19 protein-coding genes and 1 other annotated feature are annotated in these 19079 nt (G+C 55.6%); of the genes, 13 read left to right on the forward strand and 6 right to left on the reverse strand.

Annotation, left to right across the window (positions count from 1 at the left end):
• Positions 1-85: 85 nt before the first annotated feature.
• Entirely contained in the window at positions 86-1753 is a 1668-nt protein-coding gene (ettA, locus tag RY075_RS03870; RefSeq protein ID WP_003856515.1) for an energy-dependent translational throttle protein EttA, read from the reverse strand.
• Positions 1754-1979: 226 nt separating this feature from the next.
• Between ettA and sltY the strand changes: the two genes are divergently transcribed.
• Positions 1980-3917 carry a murein transglycosylase gene (sltY, locus tag RY075_RS03875; RefSeq protein WP_104468789.1) on the forward strand — a complete coding sequence of 646 codons (1938 nt, stop codon included), beginning with the start codon at positions 1980-1982 and terminating at the stop codon, positions 3915-3917.
• Positions 3918-3972: 55 nt separating this feature from the next.
• Positions 3973-4302: a trp operon repressor gene (gene trpR, locus RY075_RS03880; protein ID WP_003856511.1), complete on the forward strand. Its 330-nt coding sequence runs from the start codon at positions 3973-3975 to the stop codon at positions 4300-4302.
• A gap of 27 nt (positions 4303-4329) precedes the next feature.
• Here trpR and yjjX read toward each other — a convergent pair whose 3' ends face one another.
• Positions 4330-4845 (reverse strand): inosine/xanthosine triphosphatase, encoded by a 516-nt coding sequence (gene yjjX / locus RY075_RS03885; RefSeq protein ID WP_063401838.1) that lies wholly within the window; start codon positions 4843-4845, stop codon positions 4330-4332.
• Between the two features lie 48 nt (positions 4846-4893).
• Here yjjX and gpmB point away from each other — a divergent pair, with 48 nt between their 5' ends.
• Positions 4894-5541 carry a 2,3-diphosphoglycerate-dependent phosphoglycerate mutase GpmB gene (gpmB, locus tag RY075_RS03890; RefSeq protein ID WP_032661523.1) on the forward strand — a complete coding sequence of 216 codons (648 nt, stop codon included), beginning with the start codon at positions 4894-4896 and terminating at the stop codon, positions 5539-5541.
• Here the strand turns inward: gpmB and robA are convergent.
• Positions 5538-6407 carry an MDR efflux pump AcrAB transcriptional activator RobA gene (gene robA / locus RY075_RS03895; RefSeq protein WP_003856504.1) on the reverse strand — a complete coding sequence of 290 codons (870 nt, stop codon included), beginning with the start codon at positions 6405-6407 and terminating at the stop codon, positions 5538-5540. The two genes, gpmB and robA, sit on opposite strands and share 4 nt — an antisense overlap.
• Positions 6408-6622: 215 nt before the next feature.
• On the opposite strand from robA, the gene creA reads away from it, so the two are divergent.
• Positions 6623-7093 (forward strand): protein CreA, encoded by a 471-nt coding sequence (creA, locus tag RY075_RS03900; RefSeq protein ID WP_003856503.1) that lies wholly within the window; start codon positions 6623-6625, stop codon positions 7091-7093.
• 48 nt (positions 7094-7141) lie between these two features.
• On the opposite strand, the gene arcA is transcribed toward creA, so the two are convergent.
• Positions 7142-7858: a two-component system response regulator ArcA gene (gene arcA, locus RY075_RS03905; protein ID WP_003856501.1), complete on the reverse strand. Its 717-nt coding sequence runs from the start codon at positions 7856-7858 to the stop codon at positions 7142-7144.
• A 95-nt stretch (positions 7859-7953) separates the two neighbouring features.
• Here arcA and yjjY point away from each other — a divergent pair, with 95 nt between their 5' ends.
• The 7 genes from yjjY to RY075_RS03940 all read left to right on the forward strand — a co-directional run bounded on the left by yjjY (position 7954) and on the right by RY075_RS03940 (position 14758).
• On the forward strand, positions 7954-8094 hold the full coding sequence (gene yjjY, locus RY075_RS03910; RefSeq protein WP_001541509.1) for a protein YjjY: 141 nt from the start codon (positions 7954-7956) through the stop codon (positions 8092-8094).
• 399 nt (positions 8095-8493) lie between these two features.
• The gene (locus RY075_RS03915; RefSeq protein WP_003856496.1) at positions 8494-9180 is read left to right on the forward strand and encodes a tRNA/rRNA methyltransferase; all 687 of its coding nucleotides are present in this window, start codon (positions 8494-8496) and stop codon (positions 9178-9180) included.
• Between the two features lie 211 nt (positions 9181-9391).
• Positions 9392-9460 (forward strand): thr operon leader peptide, encoded by a 69-nt coding sequence (gene thrL, locus RY075_RS03920; protein ID WP_015572623.1) that lies wholly within the window; start codon positions 9392-9394, stop codon positions 9458-9460.
• Positions 9399-9516, forward strand: a sequence feature (Thr leader region). Its footprint overlaps the gene before it by 62 nt.
• Positions 9517-9540: 24 nt before the next feature.
• Positions 9541-12003, forward strand: coding sequence for a bifunctional aspartate kinase/homoserine dehydrogenase I (gene thrA, locus RY075_RS03925; RefSeq protein WP_003856494.1), 2463 nt, complete (start codon positions 9541-9543; stop codon positions 12001-12003).
• A 1-nt stretch (position 12004) separates the two neighbouring features.
• Positions 12005-12934: a homoserine kinase gene (gene thrB / locus RY075_RS03930; RefSeq protein ID WP_022650380.1), complete on the forward strand. Its 930-nt coding sequence runs from the start codon at positions 12005-12007 to the stop codon at positions 12932-12934.
• Positions 12935-12937: 3 nt separating this feature from the next.
• Positions 12938-14224: a threonine synthase gene (thrC, locus tag RY075_RS03935; protein ID WP_109948598.1), complete on the forward strand. Its 1287-nt coding sequence runs from the start codon at positions 12938-12940 to the stop codon at positions 14222-14224.
• 246 nt (positions 14225-14470) lie between these two features.
• Complete coding sequence (locus RY075_RS03940; protein WP_003856489.1) at positions 14471-14758, forward strand: DUF2502 domain-containing protein; 288 nt, start codon at positions 14471-14473, stop codon at positions 14756-14758.
• Positions 14759-14789: 31 nt separating this feature from the next.
• Here RY075_RS03940 and yaaA read toward each other — a convergent pair whose 3' ends face one another.
• Complete coding sequence (gene yaaA, locus RY075_RS03945; RefSeq protein ID WP_022650381.1) at positions 14790-15563, reverse strand: peroxide stress protein YaaA; 774 nt, start codon at positions 15561-15563, stop codon at positions 14790-14792.
• 66 nt (positions 15564-15629) lie between these two features.
• Positions 15630-17063: a sodium:alanine symporter family protein gene (locus RY075_RS03950; protein ID WP_022650382.1), complete on the reverse strand. Its 1434-nt coding sequence runs from the start codon at positions 17061-17063 to the stop codon at positions 15630-15632.
• A 262-nt stretch (positions 17064-17325) separates the two neighbouring features.
• Between RY075_RS03950 and tal the strand changes: the two genes are divergently transcribed.
• Positions 17326-18279: a transaldolase gene (gene tal / locus RY075_RS03955; RefSeq protein ID WP_003856481.1), complete on the forward strand. Its 954-nt coding sequence runs from the start codon at positions 17326-17328 to the stop codon at positions 18277-18279.
• A gap of 110 nt (positions 18280-18389) precedes the next feature.
• Positions 18390-18977, forward strand: coding sequence for a molybdopterin adenylyltransferase (mog, locus tag RY075_RS03960; protein WP_003856479.1), 588 nt, complete (start codon positions 18390-18392; stop codon positions 18975-18977).
• Positions 18978-19079 lie beyond the last annotated feature (102 nt).

The raw sequence follows: 19079 nt of genomic DNA on the forward strand, positions 1-19079 counted from the left end.
GCGGCCTGATGCCCTCACCCTGGCCCTCTCCCATGGGGAGAGGGAACAAACATAAAAAACGGCAACCGAAGTTGCCGTTTTGCTTTTATTTCGCAATACGCTTGTACTTAATACGCTTCGGCTCCAGCGCGTCTGCGCCCAGCGTGCGTTTCTTGTACTCTTCGTATTCGGTGAAGTTACCTTCGAAGAACTCCACCTTACCTTCGTCCTGGTAGTCCAGGATGTGGGTCGCGATACGGTCCAGGAACCAGCGGTCGTGCGAGATAACCATCGCGCAGCCCGGGAACTCCAGCAGGGCGTTTTCCAGTGCGCGCAGGGTTTCGATGTCCAGGTCGTTGGTGGGTTCATCGAGCAGCAGAACGTTGCCGCCAACCTGGAGCAGTTTTGCCAGGTGCAGACGACCGCGCTCACCGCCGGACAGCTCGCCCACGCGTTTGCCCTGGTCGGTGCCCTTGAAGTTAAAGCGGCCAACATAGGCGCGGCTTGGCATCTCGGTGTTGCCGATACGCATGATATCCAGACCGCCGGAGACTTCTTCCCACACGGTTTTGCTGTTGTCCATCGCGTCGCGGAACTGGTCAACGGAGGCCAGCTTCACGGTCTCACCCAGGGTGATAGAGCCGCTGTCAGGCTGTTCCTGACCAGACATCATGCGGAACAGGGTGGATTTACCCGCGCCGTTCGGACCGATGATGCCGACGATAGCGCCTTTCGGAACGGAGAAGGTCAGATCGTCGATCAGCACGCGGTCGCCGTAGGACTTACGCAGGTTAGTCACTTCAACCACTTTATCCCCCAGACGAGCTCCAGGTGGAATAAACAGTTCGTTGGTTTCGTTACGTTTCTGGTATTCGGTGTTGTTCAGCTCTTCGAAGCGTGCCAGACGGGCTTTGCCCTTAGACTGACGGCCTTTCGCGCCCTGACGCACCCACTCCAGCTCTTTCTCAATAGACTTACGGCGGGCGGCTTCCTGAGACGCTTCCTGCGCCAGACGCTGGTCTTTCTGCTCCAGCCAGGAGGAGTAGTTGCCTTCCCACGGAATACCTTCGCCGCGGTCCAGCTCCAGGATCCAGCCCGCAACGTTGTCGAGGAAGTAACGGTCGTGGGTAATCGCTACCACGGTGCCTTCGAAGTCATGCAGGAAGCGCTCCAGCCACGCCACGGATTCGGCATCCAGGTGGTTGGTCGGTTCGTCGAGCAGCAGCATGTCTGGTTTTTCCAGCAGCAGGCGGCACAGCGCCACACGGCGGCGTTCACCACCGGACAGGTTTGCGATTTTCGCATCCCAGTCTGGCAGACGCAGGGCATCAGCCGCGCGCTCCAGCTGCACGTTCAGGTTGTGACCATCGTGCGCCTGGATAATTTCCTCATATTTGCCCTGCTGAGCGGCCAGTTTGTCGAAGTCCGCATCCGGCTCGGCGTATTTGGCATACACTTCATCCAGACCTTTCAGGGCGTTAACCACCTCGGATACCGCTTCTTCAACGGATTCACGCACGGTGTGCTCCGGGTTCAGCTGAGGTTCCTGCGGCAGGTAGCCGATCTTAATGCCAGGCTGCGGACGGGCTTCACCTTCGATGTCTGTATCGATGCCGGCCATGATGCGCAGCAGGGTGGACTTACCGGCACCGTTGAGACCCAGAACACCGATTTTTGCGCCCGGGAAGAAGCTCAGCGAGATATTTTTAAGAATATGACGTTTCGGCGGGACAACTTTGCCGACACGATGCATGGTATAAACGAATTGAGCCACGTTGGACTTCGCCTCTTTTATCGTGATGAGAATGAATTTCAGCCTCGAAGTGTAGCCTTTTTCACGCCCTAATCCCAGCCAGGAACGTCGGGAGTGTTAAAACGCGCAAGAAAGGTAAAAAAGTGTCCATGACGTGGCGCGTTGTGGGATGCCTGGTTAGCATAAGTTGATGTAACTTTGACGTGGCAAGACGCTGCAACTGACGAAAAACAATGAGGAAGAGCTTGTGGAAAAAGCCAAACGGGTGGTCTGGCGTCTGCTGGCTGCCAGCGTATGCGTAATGGCGGTAAGCCAGGCGGTGCATGCCGATTCACTGGACGAACAACGTAGCCGCTATGCCCAGATTAAGCAGGCATGGGACAACAGGCAGATGGATACCGTGCAGGCGCTGATGCCGACGCTGAAGGATTATCCGCTGTATCCGTATCTGGAGTATCGCCAGATTACTGACGATCTGATGAATCAACCAACCGTCACCGTGAACAACTTCATTCAGGCGAACCCGACCCTGCCGCCTGCGCGCACCCTGAAGTCCCGGTTCGTGAACGAGCTTGCCCGTCGCGAAGACTGGCGCGGCCTGCTGGCCTTCAGCCCGGATAAACCGGGCGCGACGGAAGCGCAGTGTAATTACTATTATGCGAAATGGGCGACCGGTCAGCAGGAGGAAGCCTGGGTCGGTGCGAAAGAGCTGTGGTTGACGGGCAAAAGCCAGCCAAACGCCTGTGACCCGCTGTTCAGCGCCTGGCGCGCCTCGGGCAAGCAGGATCCGCTCTCTTACCTGGAACGTATTCGCCTGGCGATGAAGGCCGGAAACACCCGGCTGGTCACCGTGCTGGCGGGGCAAATGCCGGCGGATTATCAGACCATTGCTTCTGCCGTTATCGGCCTGGCAAACGATCCGAACACTGTCCTGACGTTTGCGCGTACCACCGGCGCGACCGATTTTACCCGCCAGATGGCGGCGGTGGCCTTTGCCAGCGTGGCGCGTGATGATGTGGAAAACGCCAGGCTGATGATCCCGCAGCTGGTGCAGGCCCAGCAGCTTAATGACGATCAAACTCAGGAGCTGCGCGATATCGTGGCATGGCGACTGATGGGAACAGATGTCACCGACGAACAGGCGCGCTGGCGTGATGATGCGGTGATGCGTTCAAACTCTGTCTCGCTGGTGGAGCGTCGCGTGCGCATGGCGCTGGGAACGGGCGATCGTCGTGGCCTCAATACCTGGCTGGCGCGTCTGCCGATGGATGCCAAAGAGAAAGATGAATGGCGTTACTGGCAGGCAGACCTGCTGCTGGAACGTGGTCGTGACGATGAAGCCAAAGAGATCCTCCACTCCCTGATGCAGCAGCGCGGATTCTACCCGATGGCGGCGGCGCAGCGTCTGGGCGAGGAGTACACCCTGAAGATCGACAAAGCGCCAGCCAACGCGAACCCGGCGCTGACGCAGGGGCCGGAAATGGCGCGCGTGCGCGAGCTGATGTACTGGAATCTGGATAATACCGCGCGCAGCGAATGGGCGAATCTGGTCACCAGCCGTACCACTGAAGAGAAAGCGCAGCTTGCCCGCTATGCGTTTGATAATCGCTGGTGGGATCTGAGCGTGCAGGCGACGATCGCCGGCAAACTGTGGGATCATCTCGAAGAGCGTTTCCCGCTGGCTTATAAGGATCTGTTCGATCGCTACACCAGCGGCAAAGATATTCCGCAAAGCTACGCGATGGCCATTGCCCGTCAGGAGAGCGCCTGGAACCCGAAAGTGCGTTCACCAGTGGGTGCCAGCGGCCTGATGCAGATTATGCCGGGCACCGCGACGCACACGGTGAAGATGTTTAATATTCCAGGCTACAGCAGCCCGTCCCAGCTGCTGGATCCGGAGACCAACATCAACATCGGTACCAGCTACTTGCAGTACGTCTATCAGCAGTTCGGTAATAACCGTATCTTCGCGTCAGCGGCGTACAACGCCGGGCCAGGCCGCGTGCGGACATGGCTTGGTAACAGCGCAGGGCGTATCGACGCCGTGGCGTTTGTCGAGAGCATTCCGTTCTCGGAAACGCGCGGCTATGTGAAGAACGTGCTGGCCTATGACGCCTACTATCGCTACTTCATGGGGCAGAAAGATACCCTGATGAGCGATGCCGAGTGGCAGAGACGTTACTGATCGGCGCGGGTTGTGTTATGCTGTACTCGCTAATGAGTACAAGAGGCAGCATAACATGACCCAGCATTCCCCGTATTCCTCGGCCATGGCCGAACAGCGTCATCAGGAGTGGCTTCGTTTTGTGGAGTTGCTCCGCCAGTCTTACGACAAAGATCTGCATTTACCGTTGCTACAGCTGATGCTGACGCCCGATGAACGCGAAGCGCTGGGCACGCGGGTACGCATTATTGAGGAACTGCTGCGCGGCGAAATGAGCCAGCGCGAGCTGAAAAACGAGCTGGGCGCGGGCATCGCGACCATTACCCGTGGTTCAAACAGCCTGAAGTCGGCGCCGGTTGAACTGCGTCAGTGGCTGGAAGCGGTATTGCTGAAAAACGCCGGATGACGGCTTCGCCTTATCCGGCCTACAGACTTAACGATAAATCGCGTTATGGAACGGACTTAACGCCAGAATAACGGCCTGGTGGTAAACGCTCGAACGGGTGAGCTTGCCCGCGGTAAAGACGCCAATCGCCCCCTCTTTACGACCAATCTCATCAATGCCGGTATAGTGCGACATTACCGGCCCCAGCGCCTCACCCGCGCGGACTTTCTCCAGTATGACCTCCGGCAGCGGCAGCGTGGCAGAACGCGCTTCGCCGCGCTGCTCGCGGCTTTCGATGACAACCCAGCTGAAGGTCGCTCCTTCGTCGATACCAGCTTCAATCGCGACCCAGAAGTCAGCGTCTGGCGCGGCGGCTTTTGCATTTGCCACGCGATTTCGTGCGCCAGCGCGCGTTTCCTCGCTGCCAAACGGCTGTTCAGGAACGCCACTCTCGACGCCGATGGCCTCAATATGGCAGGATCCTGCGCCGAAGATCTCGTCAAATGCCCTTAGAATTGCCTGAATTTTGGCAGGATTGGTGGTAGCAGAGACAACATGGTGCATAATTAAGCTCGATTTAAAAAATTCATCGCAGTATAACGGAAAAAAAGCATGTTACAGGTATACCTTGTTCGCCACGGTGAAACGCAGTGGAACGCCGAGCGACGTATTCAAGGCCAGTCAGACAGTCCTCTCACTGAGAAGGGGGTGCAGCAAGCGTGGCAGGTGGCGGAACGCGCCAGAACGCTGGGCATTACCCACGTGATTACCAGCGACTTAGGTCGCACACAGCAGACGGCGCGCATCATCGCAGACGCCTGCGGCTGTGACGTCATGCTTGAGCCGCGCCTGCGCGAGCTGGATATGGGCGTGCTGGAAAAACGTCCTATCGATACGCTGACGGAAACGGAAGAGGGCTGGCGACGCACGCTGGTAAACGGTACCGAAGATGGCCGTATTCCTGAGGGCGAATCCATGCAGGAGCTCAGCGTACGTATGCATGCCGCCCTGGCCGAGTGCCTGAAACTCCCGGCAGGTAGCCGACCGCTGCTGGTGAGCCACGGTATCGCGCTGGGTTGTCTGGTGAGCACCATTCTGGGACTGCCCGCTTACGCCGAACGCCGTTTGCGTCTGCGCAACTGTTCCATTTCCCGTATCGACTATCAGGAAAGTGCCTGGCTGGCATCGGGGTGGGTGGTTGAGATGGCAGGGGACATTTCGCATCTTGATGCCCCTGCACTGGACGAATTGCAGCGTTAACGACGTACCGGAATCAGGAATTCCATACGCAGATTGATAGGGCCTTCTTCCGGTTTAGCATCTTGCGCCGGATAGTAGCGCTCAATGTCCTGACCTTTACGGCGATTCAGATTCAACATCGGCATGCAGGTCCCGTAAACGGTCAGGATGAACTCCTGAACGCCCGTTCCTAAACCTTCGTATGAGAACATCACATACTCGCCGCCTTCCAGCACGACAGGCTTCGAGCCATGAATGTAACCGTTCGCCATATCAGGCGTCAGCGCCGTGGTATAGAACACCTCCTGCTCGTCATCTTTTTCCTGGCTTGGATGCGTTTCGTTCAAACCATACAGAATCGGCGGGATCGCCGGAGCATGGCTTAAAAATTCGCGCCAGAACTGAACGCGCATCTGATGGCGGAACTCGGAGATCTGCTCAAGGGAACAGGAGTAGCTCTGCGTGGTGCCGACCAGGTGCGTTTCTGGCAGGGTGATGATTTCATATTTTGGCATCGCAAACTCGCCCAGACGCAGCGGCGGACGCATACCAAAGGAGCTCCAGTCCGGCGAGCGGCGATAAAGCGCTGGCGTTAACGAGAACTGCTTTTTAAAGGCGCGGGTGAAAGTTTGCTGTGAATCGAAACGATATTGCAGGGCAATATCAAGGATTGGTCGCGCGGTCAGGCGCAACGCAACAGCAGACTTTGATAAACGACGTGCGCGAATATAGGCACCGATAGCATGACCGGTGACATCCTTGAACATCCTTTGCAGATGCCACTTGGAATAGCCTGCTTTTGCCGCCACATTATCCAGTGACAATGGCTGGTCGAGATGACCTTCCAGCCAGGTGAGCAGGTCGCGAATAATTCCAGCCTGATCCATATACTATCCTCATCCTTAAAACTGCCGCAGGTGCCTGTTTACAGGTTAGCGGATAATAGCATTTTTTGACGTTTTAGCATTCAGTGTTTTTTTTGCGCATAAATGCTTTTTATGGTGATTTATGTGCGGATATATTCTAATCCTGTGATCTTGCTACATTTTTATCTAACCTGTTGAATAATCGCTCAGCGTAATTTTTTATGAATGGTAACAATATGAAATACAAGGTTTTAGTCTTTGCAGCACTGGCGCTGATGGCAGGGCGCGTGGCGCAGGCGGAGCAAATTGGCTCCGTGGATACCGTGTTTAAAATGTTTGGGCCGGACCACAAAATTGTGGTGGAGGCGTTTGACGATCCGGACGTTAAAAACGTCACCTGCTATGTCAGCCGGGCGAAGACCGGCGGGATTAAAGGCGGCCTGGGGCTGGCTGAAGACACGTCTGACGCGGCCATCTCCTGCCAGCAGGTTGGACCGGTGGAATTGAGTGACAAAATTAAAAACGGCAAAGCGCAGGGCGACGTTGTATTCCAGAAACGGACCTCGTTGGTGTTCAAAAAGCTACAGGTGGTCCGTTTTTATGACGCGAAGCGTAACACCCTGGCTTATCTGGCCTACTCGGACAAAGTCGTGGAAGGCTCACCGAAAAACGCGATTAGCGCGGTGCCGATTATGCCGTGGCATTGATAAAAAAAACGGCGCAAATGCGCCGTTCTTTACTGCGTGACGTGAGGATTACTCCTGGAGGTCACCGCAGAAACGATAGCCTTCACCATGGATCGTGGCGATGATTTCCGGCGTATCAGGCGTAGATTCGAAATGTTTACGAATACGACGGATGGTTACGTCAACGGTACGATCGTGTGGCTTCAACTCACGACCGGTCATTTTCTTCAGCAGTTCTGCACGAGACTGAATCTTGCCCGGGTTCTCGCAGAAGTGCAGCATCGCGCGGAATTCACTGCGCGGCAGTTTGTACTGCTCACCGTTCGGGCTAATCAGCGAACGGCTGTTGATATCAAGTTCCCAGCCGTTGAATTTGTAGCTGTCGACGCTACGACGCTCTTCACTGACCGTACCCAGATTCATGGTGCGGGACAGCAGGTTGCGTGCACGAATGGTTAACTCGCGAGGGTTGAACGGCTTGGTGATGTAGTCATCCGCGCCGATTTCCAGACCAAGAATTTTATCAACCTCGTTGTCACGGCCTGTCAGGAACATCAACGCGACGTTCGCCTGTTCACGCAGTTCGCGCGCCAGAAGAAGCCCGTTTTTGCCCGGCAGGTTGATATCCATAATCACCAGGTTGATATCATTTTCAGAAAGGATCTGATGCATCTCTGCGCCATCGGTCGCTTCAAAGACATCGTAGCCTTCTGCTTCGAAAATGCTCTTTAACGTGTTGCGTGTTACCAACTCGTCTTCAACGATAAGAATGTGCGGGGTCTGCATGTTTGCTACCTAAATTGCCAACTAAATCGAAACAGGAAGTACAAAAGTCCCTGACCTGCCTGATGCATGTCGCAAATTAACATGATCGGCTTAACGTGACTAAAGTACGTAATTGCGTTCTTGATGCACTTTCCATCAACGTCAACAACATCATTAGCTTGGTCGTGGGTACTTTCCCTTTGGACCCGACAGTGTCAAAAACGGCTGTCATCCTAACCATTTTAACAGCAACATAACAGGCTAAGTGACACCGGACACCCAATAAAACTACGCTTCGTTGACATATATCAAGTTCAATTGTAGCACGTTAACAGTTTGATGAAATCATCGTAGCTGAATGCTAGCCTTTGTCACAATTTTTCAATAAACCAACTAGTTGCGGACATTGATTGATAAACGGTACGAATCCAATCAGAAAAGAGTATTCATATGGTCATTATCATTACAAAACATAAGGATAATGGTCTTCTGTTAACATTCTAACTGATTGTTCAGCCACAAAATAGTTTAGCTTTTTTTAATTGTTATGAAACGCTATTTCGGTGATTTGTGTTGCAAAAATGTAAATTCGTGCTGCGTAATATGTTGAACTGAATCACATTTTTACCTGCTAACTGATTAAAAAGAGAGCGTAAATGCATCTGTCGATTGTGCTGGTGGCACCAGCAAGAGCTGAAAATATTGGCGCTGCGGCGCGTGCCATGAAGACTATGGGTTTTACCGATTTGCGTATTGTGGACAGCACGGCGCATCTGGAGCCTGCTGCGCGCTGGGTGGCGCACGGTTCGGGTGATATTCTCGATAATATAACCACTTACGCTACGCTCGCCGACGCACTCCACGATATTTCATTTACCGTCGCGACGACCGCGCGCAGCCGGGCGAAGTTTCACTATTACGCCACGCCTGCTGAACTGGTGCCGATGCTGGAAGAGAAAAGCCAGTGGCTGGAGAAAGCCGCGCTGGTGTTTGGGCGAGAAGATTCCGGGCTGACTAACGAAGAGCTGGCGCTGGCTGACGTGCTGACGGGCGCGCCGATGGTGGCGGATTACCCGTCACTCAATCTGGGGCAGGCGGTGATGGTCTATTGCTATCAATTAGCATCCTTAATACAAATTTCTCAGCCACCGGTGACAGTTTCGGATGAAAACCAGCTGGCGGCACTGCGTGTTCGTGCAGATAAGCTTCTTGCGCAGTTGGGCGTCGCTGACGATCAAAAAATGGTGGACTGGTTACAGCAGCGCCTGGGGCGTCTTGAACAGCGTGACACGGCAATGCTGCACCGATTGCTTCATGATATTGAAAAAAAATTAGCGGAGTAAAATAGTGCCATAGGTTTTTATTATGGCCGATCCTGCTGATGTCTGGGGTTGCAACTGGGGTATTCCGATGAAAATAAATCTGCGCGCAGCGGGACGTGAGAATGTCCCGAATTGTGATCGAATTAAAAATTCATTGACTTAAGGGGCTCGATCCTTTAACCCTAAAAGAATAGAGCACAGACAGATAATAATGACAGAGTACACAACATCCATGAAACGCATCAGCATCACCACCATTACTACAACCATCATCATTACCACAGGTAACGATGCGGGCTGACGCGTACAGGAAAAACAGAAAAAAGCCCGCACCTGAACAGTGCGGGCTTTTTTTTCGGCTAAAGGAAATGAGGTAGAACCATGCGAGTGTTGAAGTTCGGCGGTACGTCAGTGGCAAATGCAGAACGTTTTCTGCGTGTTGCCGATATCCTGGAAAGCAACGCCAGGCAGGGGCAGGTTGCCACCGTGCTCTCTGCCCCGGCCAAAATCACGAACCACCTGGTGGCGATGATTGAAAAAACCATCGGTGGTCAGGATGCACTGCCGAATATCAGCGACGCCGAGCGTATCTTCGCCGATCTGCTTCAGGGGCTGGCCGACGCCCAGCCTGGTTTCCCGCTGGCGCAGCTGAAAAGCACCGTTGAACTTGAATTTGCCCAGATTAAACACGTTCTTCACGGTATCAGCCTGCTTGGCCAGTGCCCGGACAGCATCAACGCGGCGCTGATTTGCCGGGGTGAAAAACTCTCTATCGCCATCATGGCAGGCGTGCTGGAAGCGCGCGGTCACCACGTGACGGTCATCGATCCGGTTGAAAAACTGCTGGCTGTGGGCCACTACCTTGAATCCACCGTCGACATTGCCGAGTCGACACGCCGTATTGCGGCGAGCAAAATCCCGTCTGACCATATGATCCTGATGGCAGGCTTTACCGCCGGTAACGAGAAGGGCGAACTGGTGGTGCTGGGGCGTAACGGCTCTGACTACTCCGCTGCGGTGCTGGCGGCCTGTTTACGCGCAGACTGTTGTGAGATCTGGACTGATGTCGACGGCGTTTATACCTGCGATCCGCGCCAGGTGCCGGATGCCAGGCTGCTGAAGTCGATGTCGTACCAGGAAGCGATGGAGCTTTCCTACTTCGGCGCTAAAGTTCTTCACCCGCGTACCATCTCCCCGATTGCCCAGTTCCAGATCCCTTGCCTGATTAAGAATACCGGTAATCCGCAGGCGCCGGGTACGCTGATTGGCGCCAGCGCGGATGAAGATGACCTGCCGGTGAAAGGCATTTCTAACCTCAATAACATGGCGATGTTCAGCGTCTCCGGCCCGGGGATGAAGGGCATGGTCGGCATGGCGGCACGCGTCTTTGCCGCTATGTCCCGCAACGGGATCTCCGTGGTGCTGATCACGCAGTCTTCTTCCGAATACAGCATCAGCTTCTGCGTTCCGCAGGGCGATTGCCTGCGCGCCCGTCGCGCGCTGGAAGAAGAGTTCTATCTGGAGCTGAAAGAAGAGCTGCTGGAGCCGCTTTCCATTCAGGAGCGTCTGGCGATTATCTCGGTGGTCGGCGACGGTATGCGCACCCTGCGCGGTATCTCCGCCAAATTCTTTGCCGCGCTGGCGCGGGCCAATATCAATATCGTGGCTATTGCCCAGGGCTCATCCGAGCGTTCCATTTCCGTTGTCGTGGATAACGATGACGCCACTACCGGCGTGCGCGTGGTGCATCAGATGCTGTTCAACACCGACCAGGTGATTGAGCTGTTCCTGGTGGGCGTCGGCGGCGTCGGCGGCGCGCTGCTGGAGCAGGTAAAGCGTCAGCAGGAGTGGCTTAAGAAGAAACATATCGATCTGCGCGTCTGCGGCATTGCGAACTCGAAAGCGTTGCTGACTAACGTCCACGGTCTGAACCTGGAAAACTGGCAGGCGGAGCTGGAAGAGGCGAAAGAGCCGTTTAACCTGGGCCGCCTGATCCGTCTGGTGAAAGAATATCACCTGCTTAACCCGGTGATCGTTGACTGTACCTCCAGCCAGGCGGTGGCCGATCAGTACGCGGATTTCCTGCGCGAAGGTTTCCACGTGGTGACGCCGAACAAAAAGGCCAACACCTCGTCGATGGATTACTATCACCAGCTGCGTCTGGCGGCGAGTAAGTCGCGCCGCAAGTTTCTGTATGACACCAACGTGGGCGCGGGCCTGCCGGTCATCGAGAACCTGCAAAACCTGCTGAACGCGGGCGACGAACTACAGCGTTTCTCCGGCATCCTCTCCGGCTCCCTGTCGTTTATCTTCGGCAAGCTGGACGAAGGGATGAGCCTGTCGGAAGCCACCCGCGCCGCGCGCGAGCTGGGTTACACCGAGCCGGATCCGCGGGACGACCTCTCCGGTATGGACGTGGCGCGTAAGCTGCTGATCCTGGTGCGCGAGACCGGCCGCGAGCTGGAGCTTTCTGATATCGTGATTGAGCCAGTGCTGCCAGCAGAATTTGATGACAGCGGTGACGTCAGCGCCTTTATGGCGAATTTACCTCAGCTTGACGATGCCTTTGCCGCACGCGTTGCGAAAGCCCGTGATGAAGGTAAGGTATTGCGCTATGTTGGCAACATTGAAGAAGACGGCGTCTGCCGGGTGAAGATTGCCGAAGTGGATGGCAACGATCCGCTGTACAAGGTGAAAAACGGCGAGAACGCTCTGGCGTTCTACAGCCATTATTATCAGCCACTGCCGCTGGTGCTTCGCGGCTATGGCGCAGGGAATGATGTGACGGCGGCAGGTGTGTTTGCCGATCTGCTGCGTACCCTGTCATGGAAGTTAGGAGTTTAAGATGGTTAAAGTATATGCCCCGGCTTCCAGCGCCAATATGAGCGTCGGATTTGACGTGCTGGGCGCGGCGGTAACGCCGGTGGACGGTTCGCTGCTGGGCGATACGGTTACGGTTGAGGCGGCAGAGCGCTTCAGCCTGAATAACATCGGCCGTTTCGCCAGTAAGCTGCCGTCTGAACCGCGCGAGAATATCGTTTATCAGTGCTGGGAACGCTTCTGTCAGGAGATTGGCAAAAACGTGCCGGTCGCCATGACGCTGGAAAAGAGCATGCCGATTGGTTCGGGGCTGGGCTCGAGCGCCTGCTCGGTGGTCGCCGCGCTGGTGGCGATGAATGAGCACTGCGGCAAGCCGCTGAACAACAGCCGTCTGCTGGCGCTGATGGGCGAGCTGGAAGGGCGCATCTCCGGCAGCATTCATTATGATAACGTGGCGCCGTGCTTCCTTGGCGGCATGCAGCTGATGATTGAAGAAAATGGCATCATCAGCCAGCAGGTGCCAGGGTTTGATGAGTGGCTGTGGGTGCTGGCCTATCCGGGCATTAAAGTGTCTACTGCCGAAGCGCGTGCGATCCTGCCGGCGCAGTATCGTCGTCAGGACTGTATTGCCCACGGGCGTCATCTGGCGGGCTTTATTCATGCCTGCTACACCCGACAGCCGCAGCTGGCGGCGAAACTGATGAAAGACGTTATTGCCGAGCCGTATCGCACGAAGCTGCTGCCGGGCTTTAACGAAGCGCGACAGGCATCCATGGATATCGGCGCACAGGCGTGCGGCATCTCCGGCTCCGGCCCGACGCTGTTCGCCTTATGCGACAAGCCAGACACCGCGCAGCGCGTGGCGGACTGGCTCTCTAAACACTACCTGCAAAATCAGGAAGGCTTTGTTCATATTTGCCGTCTGGACACGGCTGGCGCACGAGTACTGGGATAACGAATGAAACTCTACAACCTTAAAGATCATAACGAGCAGGTCAGCTTTGCGCAGGCGGTAACGCAGGGGCTGGGCAAAAATCAGGGGCTGTTCTTCCCCCACGACCTGCCGGAATTTCAGCTGACCGAAATCGATGAACTGCTGAAGCAGGACTTTGTCACCCGCAGCACCAAAATTCTGTCTGCGTTTATCGGCGACGAAATCCCACAGGAGCTGCTGGAAGAGCGCGTGCGTGCGGCGTTTGCTTTCCCGGCGCCGGTGAAGCAGGTGGAGCCTGACGTTGGCTGTCTGGAGCTGTTCCACGGCCCGACGCTGGCGTTCAAAGATTTCGGCGGTCGCTTTATGGCGCAGATGCTGACCCACATCAGCGGCGACAAACCGGTGACCATTCTGACCGCGACTTCAGGCGATACCGGTGCGGCGGTGGCCCATGCGTTCTACGGCCTGAAAAACGTCCGCGTGGTGATCCTCTATCCGAAAGGCAAAATCAGCCCGCTTCAGGAAAAACTGTTCTGCACCCTTGGGGGCAACATTGAAACCGTGGCGATCGACGGCGATTTCGATGCCTGTCAGGCGCTGGTGAAGCAAGCCTTCGATGACGAAGAGCTGAAGGCGGCGCTGGGGCTGAACTCTGCCAACTCCATCAACATCAGCCGTCTGCTGGCGCAGATCTGCTACTACTTCGAAGCGGTGGCGCAGTTGCCGCAGGGCGCGCGCAATCAGCTGGTGGTTTCCGTGCCAAGCGGGAACTTCGGCGACCTGACGGCAGGCCTGCTGGCGAAATCACTCGGCCTGCCGGTGAAGCGCTTTATCGCCGCCACCAACGCCAACGACACCGTGCCGCGTTTCCTGAAGGACGGAAAATGGGCGCCGAACGCGACTCAGGCCACGCTCTCCAATGCGATGGATGTGTCACAGCCTAACAACTGGCCGCGTGTGGAAGAGCTGTTCCGCCGTAAGGTCTGGCGTCTGGGCGATCTGGGTTACGCAGCGGTGACGGACGAAACCACGAAAGCCACCATGCGCGAGCTGAAAGCGGTGGGCTATACCTCTGAGCCGCACGCGGCGATTGCCTATCGTGCCCTGCGCGATCAGCTTCAACCGGGTGAGTATGGCCTGTTCCTCGGCACCGCCCATCCGGCCAAGTTCAAAGAGAGTGTGGAAGCGATCCTGGGGGAAACGCTGCCGCTGCCAAAAGAGCTGGCCGAGCGTGCCGACCTGCCGCTGCTGTCTCATGAGCTGCCCGCAGACTTTGCCGCGCTGCGTAAGCTGATGATGACCCGAGCGTAAGTTTGTTGCCCGGTGGCGGCTACGCCTTACCGGGCCTACAACGGCTCAGAACGTAGGCCGGGTAAGCGCAGCGCCACCCGGCTTTTTTATGGAGAAATTAAGGAGAAAAACAGCAGGAAAAAAGCAGAAATTCCCAATAAATGCGGTCACTTAGCGTTTAGGATTGCAGAGAATAACATCCCCCGTTCCCATCACGTACTCTCCTTACATCGGCCCACGTTGGGCAAGAAGAATAAGGAGTCACCTATGTCTACCCTGAAACCTGCACTTATCGCGCTTTCACTGATGCTGGTCGCTCCCATGGCGGTGCAGGCAGCTGAGATCACCCTCGTGCCCGCGGTAAAACTGCAAATTGGCGATCGGGATAATAACGGGCACTACTGGGATGGCGGCCGCTGGCGCGACCATGACTGGTGGAAAGCACACTATGACTGGCGCGATAACCACTGGCGTCCGCACGATGAACATCGCGATCGTGACGATCACCACCGTCATGACGAGCGCCGCCCGGGCCCGGACCGGAAGCACCATTAACATAAACCCCGCCAGCTGGCGGGGTTGTCTTTTATTGCTCGTGACGCTTAAACACCAGCTCGTTTTTTCCTGACGATGCCTCGTCGAAGAAATACCCTTCACTGTTAAAGCCGGTGAGCTGCTCTGGCTTCGTCAGGCGGTTTTGAATGATGAAGCGGCTCATCAGACCGCGCGCTTTTTTGGCGTAGAAGCTGATTACTTTAAATTTGCCGTTTTTCTCGTCGAGGAATACCGGCTTGATAATGTCCGCATCCAGCTTTTTCGGTTTCACCGATTTGAAGTACTCATCGGAGGCCAGGTTGATCACCACGTTGTCCCCCTGGGCTTGCAGCGCCGCGTTAAGCTTGTCGGTAATGACATCGCCCCAGAACTGGTACAGATCTTTACCTTTAGCGTTTTCCAGGCGGATACCCATCTCCAGACGATACGGCTGCATCAGATCCAGCGGGCGCAGCACCCCGTACAGGCCGGATAACATGCGCAGATGCTGCTGGGCAAAATCGAAATCGGCTTCGCTAAACGTTTCTGCTTGCAGGCCAGTGTAGACGTCACCTTTGAAGGCCAACAGCGCCTGGCGGGCGTTGGCGGGCGTGAAGTCAGGCTGCCACTCATGAAAACGGGTGGCGTTCAGGTCGGCAAGTTTATCGCTGATGCTCATCAGCGAAGCGATTTGCGGAGCCGAAAGCTTACGCGCTTCGTGGATCAACTGTTGCGAGTAGTCCAGCAATTCCGGCTGGGTATAACGCTCAGTGGCGAGCGGGCTCTGGTAGTCGAGCGTTTTGGCAGGTGAAATCAGAATCAGCATATCCAGTCCTTGCAGGAAATTTAGAGCGACTTTAACAAAAAATCGCCCTGAATTGATCGATAGCTGTTATTGCCGCGGCAAATCATCCCAGGTGCCAGGGGCAATTTGTGACTCGATTTCGGGATAGCGTGAGGCGTCAAAGACGGGCTGTACGCCGAGCTTGCGCTGACGCAGATAATCGCGCGCGATCAGCGCCACAACCGGTGAAAGCAGCAAAATGGCCGTCAGGTTCGTGATGGCCATCAGCGCCATGATGACGTCCGCTATTTGCCAGACCAACGGCATACTGAGCAGGGAGCCGACGAAAACCATTCCCAGCACACCCGCGCGAAGGACGTTGCGGGTCAGACGCGAATTGACTTTCAGGAAGATAAGGTTGTTTTCGGCATAGATATAGTTCACCGCAATGGAACTAAAGGCAAAAAGTCCCACGACAAGTGCGACAAGGCCCGCGCCCCAGCCGCCGACGAGGGAGACCAGCGCCTGTTGTACCCAATGAATGCCTGCCGTACTACCGGACGGTTGCTCAGCGGCACCGGCCAGCAGCATGATCATCGCGCTGGCGGAGCAGATAACAATGGTGTCTGTGAAGACGCCAATCATCTGTACAATGCCCTGCGCGGCGGGATGCGGGGGCCAGGATGCGGCCGCTGCGGCGGCATTCGGCGTGGAGCCCATTCCCGCTTCGTTGGAGAACATGCCTCGCTGAAAACCCGCAGTGAGAGCCTGGCTAAGGGTGTAACCCAACGCGCCTGAAGCCGCTTCGCGCCAGCCGAACGCGCTTTGGAAAATGGTGACGATGACGTTCGGCACCTCGTCAATATGTATCGCGCATACCATCACGCTGGTGGACACCCACAGCAGCGCCATCAGCGGAACCAGCCACTGCATCAGGCGGGCAACCCCTTTGAGCCCGGTCACAATGGTCAGCAGGGTGAGAAGGGCAAGCGCGCCGCCCGTCAGCCACTCCGGACAATTAAAGGCAAAGCGCAGCGCGTGGGCGACGGAATTTGCCTGAACGGTATTGAAAATAAGGCCATAGGCAATCAGCAAAAAGATCGAGAACAGAACGCCCATCCAGCGCATTCCCAACCCGCGAGCCATATACCAGGCGGGACCGCCGCGAAACTGACCTTTGCCGTCTTTTTCTTTGTAGAGCTGTGCAAGCGAGCATTCAGCAAAGGAGGTGGCCATACCGATAATCGCCGTCACCCACATCCAGAATACCGCGCCCGGACCGCCCGCGCCGATCGCCAGCGCGACACCGGCCAGGTTACCGCTGCCGACGCGCGCGGCAAGGCTAGTACAGAGCGCCTGAAACGATGTCAGGCCGCCCGGCTGTGGGGTGACGCTGTTTTTCAGACTTCTGCCAAATTTGCGGATATAGCGAAACTGAATCAGCCCGCTGCGCCACGTAAACCAGATACCTGCTCCAGAAAGCAGGTATATCATGATCGAACCCCAGAGGACTTCGTTAATAAAGAAAAAGAAATCAGGCACTAACGTCCCTCTTGTTGATGCCAAAGTGAATATGTAAGCGCTACCACTGAGTGTGCATGCTGTTACTTAGCAGCCTGTTAATATTCTGAGTTTATCATACTCTGCCTAAGCGCACTGTCTGCGGTTGCGCTGCCTCTCACTCGTGTTATCATCAGGGCAGACCGGTTACATCCCCCTAACAAGTAAACCTGTCATTTTTCCGCTGCTGGCAAGCTGTCGGTAGTGTGAATTATCCAGGGCACGTTAAAAGAGAAACACTATCATGACGGATAAATTGACCTCCCTTCGTCAGTTCACCACTGTCGTCGCTGACACCGGAGATATTGCGGCAATGAAGCTGTACCAGCCGCAGGATGCCACAACCAACCCTTCTCTGATCCTTAACGCCGCGCAGATCCCTGAGTATCGCAAACTGATCGACGAGGCGGTGACCTGGGCAAAAGCACAGAGCAATGACCGCGCGCAGCAGGTTGTGGATGCCACTGACAAACTGGCAGTGAACATCGGTCTGGAAATCCTGAAGCTCGTTCCTGGCCGTATCTCTACCGAAGTTGATGCTCGCCTGTCCTACGACACCGAAGCCTCTATCGCCAAAGCAAAACGCCTGATCAAACTGTACAACGATGCGGGCATCAGCAACGACCGTATCCTGATCAAACTGGCCTCTACCTGGCAGGGCATCCGCGCCGCTGAGCAGCTGGAAAAAGAAGGCATCAACTGTAACCTGACTCTGCTGTTCTCCTTCGCACAGGCGCGTGCATGTGCCGAAGCTGGCGTATACCTGATTTCTCCGTTCGTGGGCCGTATTCTGGACTGGTACAAAGCCAACACCGACAAGAAAGAGTACGCGGCGTCTGAAGATCCAGGCGTGATTTCTGTGACTGAAATCTACGAATACTACAAACAGCACGGCTATGAGACCGTTGTTATGGGCGCAAGCTTCCGTAACGTCGGCGAAATCATCGAGCTGGCTGGCTGTGACCGCCTGACCATCGCCCCTGCGCTGCTGAAAGAGCTGGCAGAAAGCGAAGGTGCTATCGAGCGTAAACTGTCTTACACCGGCGAAGTGAAAGCGCGCCCTGAGCGTATCACCGAGTCCGAGTTCCTGTGGCAGCACAACCAGGATCCAATGGCCGTAGATAAACTGGCGGACGGTATCCGTAAGTTTGCTATCGACCAGGAAAAACTGGAAAAAATGATCGGCGACCTGCTGTAATCATTCTGCGTGACCGGGTTCCCGGTCACGCGTCTTTCCCCCGCCTCTGTCTGAATTTTCTCTCTGCGTGTATCATTCCCTTTAATCAGTACTTTTTGAATGGAATGGATATGAATACCTTACGCATCGGCTTAGTGTCGATTTCTGACCGCGCCTCCAGCGGTGTTTATCAGGATAAAGGCATCCCTGCTCTGGAAGCGTGGCTGGGCAGCGCGCTCACTACCCCGTTTGAGATCCAGACTCGCCTGATCCCGGATGAGCAGCCGATCATTGAGCAAACCCTGTGTGAGCTGGTGGATGAGATGAGCTGCCACCTTGTGCTGACGACGGGCGGCACCGGCCCCGCGCGCCGCGATGTGACACCGGACGCGACGCTGGCTATCGCCGATCGTGAAATGCCGGGCTTCGGTGAACAGATGCGCCAGATCAGTCTACATTTTGTCCCGACGGCCATTCTTTCCCGTCAGGTCGGGGTGATCCGCAAACAGGCGCTGATCCTGAACCTGCCGGGGCAGCCGAAGTCGATAAAAGAGACGCTGGAAGGGGTAAAAGCCGAGGACGGAAGCGTTATCGTCCACGGTATCTTTGCAAGTGTACCGTATTGTATACAACTGCTTGACGGTCCGTACGTGGAAACTGACGGCAACGTGGTAGCAGCATTTCGCCCTAAAAGCGCTCGCCGCGAAACAATCTCCTGAAAATGATTAAAATGTGACATAAGCGCCAGCCGCAGTAGCGTGTAAATGGATTTACGATATAGTAATTTTTTCTTTACGATTGCTGTAAAAAATAATCCACAA

It is taken from the genome of Enterobacter sp. JJBC, assembly GCF_036936505.1.
In the GTDB taxonomy this organism is placed as follows: Bacteria; Pseudomonadota; Gammaproteobacteria; order Enterobacterales; family Enterobacteriaceae; genus Enterobacter; species Enterobacter hormaechei_C.